The sequence below is a fragment of the Streptomyces sp. KR55 genome (genome assembly GCF_052245645.1).
In the GTDB taxonomy this organism is placed as follows: domain Bacteria; phylum Actinomycetota; class Actinomycetes; order Streptomycetales; family Streptomycetaceae; genus Streptomyces; species Streptomyces flavusporus.
Genome location: NZ_JBQQCE010000882.1, coordinates 1 through 1,520, shown reverse-complemented (window position 1 = coordinate 1,520; position 1,520 = coordinate 1). Strand labels below are relative to the sequence as shown.

Here is a 1,520-nt window from a genome sequence, read left to right as displayed (position 1 = left end):
GGAAACAGCACAGCCGCGACCGTCTTGCTCGCCACGGCAGGAAACACCCTGCGGAAACGATCCCGCGTTCCCCCTGACCTGGGAGCAGCCAGCCGTGCCCCAGGGTCGCTCCGTCGCGCGGCCGGACGACCGGCATGCGAATCCCGGGTGGCGAACCTCGGGGCTTGGCAAGCCTTCAACGATCTGGCGCCGGACAAGACCCTCGCTCCCTTGGGTCGAGCTGCGACAGACTGGGGGACGGTGCGGCAAGTGGGAATGCGTCGAAGATGTCACGCTGCCGAGCTCGCCGCAGCTCGGGAGACCGGTTTGATGTGGGCGAAGGCGCTGCGGGCGTTCCAGGTGGGGAATGCTCGTACGAGCCAGGAGGGGCCGTGGAGTTGGATGCGGCAGTCGCGGACGGCTTCCGCCCAGGTTTGCTGGCCGGCATGCCATTTGACGAAGGTTTCGGCTTCCGCCGTGATGTAGAGGTCCTCGTCGAGGCCGGGGTACGTCTTGCAGATCTCGGTGTCTCCGTGTTCGATCAGCAGCCAGTACCGCTCGGGGCGCGGGCGGCCGGTGAAGTCGAAGCGGATGACGATGCGGCGATCCGGGAGGCGGTCTCGGCGGATCATGTTGCACATCGACCACAGCGCAACAAAGGGATCGAGGTGCTCGGGGGCGATCTCGAGCCAGGCTGCACCCCACTCGCCGAGTGACACGCAGACCTTGAACAGGTCGTGACCCGCGGGCGTGAGCTGGTAGTGACGCCCGCGCCCGTCGGGCTTGGGTGCCGACTCGACGATGCCGAGCCGTTCGAGCTGCTTGAGTCGCTGTGAGAGCAGGGTGCGGGAGAGCCCGGGGGCGCCCTCCAGGATCTCACCGAAGCTTCCGCAGCCCAGGTACAGGTTGCGGATGATCAGTGGCGTCCAGCGCTCGGCGAAGATCTCGGCGCCGCGGGCGATGGGGCAGTACTGGCCGTAGCTCCGCACGATGCCAGTGTGACGCGCCCGTTTTCAGGCGTGAAGTCCAGATTTTTGACTTTACGGCCGGAGCCCACGCTGGTCCGATGGGCCGTGTGGAGGGGAGGACAGCAAGGAGGCGATCGCCATGGAGATCGACGGGTTCCGGGGTCGGCTGATCACCACTGACCACACCGACTACGACACCGCCCGAGCGGTGTGGAACGGCGCCGTCGACCGGCGCCCCCGGCTGATCGCCCGCTGCGGCGGGACCGCCGACGTGGCCGCGGCCGTGCGCTTCGCCCGAGACCACGACCTGGAGATCGCCGTTCGGGGCGGGGGCCACAACGTGGCCGGCACCGCGGTGTGCGACGACGGAATCGTCATCGACCTCTCGGCCATGCGGGCCGTGTGGGTCGACCCCGCCAGCCGCACGGCCCGGGTGCAGGGTGGCGCTCTGTGGGGCGACGTCGACCACGAGACGCAGGCCCACGGTCTGGCCACCACCGGCGGCATCGTGGGCCACACCGGTGTCGCCGGGCTCACCCTCGGCGGTGGCATCGGCTTCCTCATGCGCACACA

2 protein-coding genes are annotated in these 1,520 nt (G+C 68.8%); one reads left to right on the top strand and one right to left on the bottom strand.

What is annotated here, in order from left to right; all coding sequences use genetic code 11:
- Positions 1-269: 269 nt before the first annotated feature.
- Entirely contained in the window at positions 270-968 is a 699-nt protein-coding gene (locus tag ACTWQJ_RS51215; protein WP_443313173.1) for a winged helix-turn-helix transcriptional regulator, read from the bottom strand.
- 118 nt (positions 969-1,086) lie between these two features.
- Here ACTWQJ_RS51215 and ACTWQJ_RS51210 point away from each other — a divergent pair.
- A partial coding sequence (locus tag ACTWQJ_RS51210) for an FAD-binding oxidoreductase (protein WP_443313172.1) occupies positions 1,087-1,520 on the top strand: 434 nt, incomplete at its 3' end.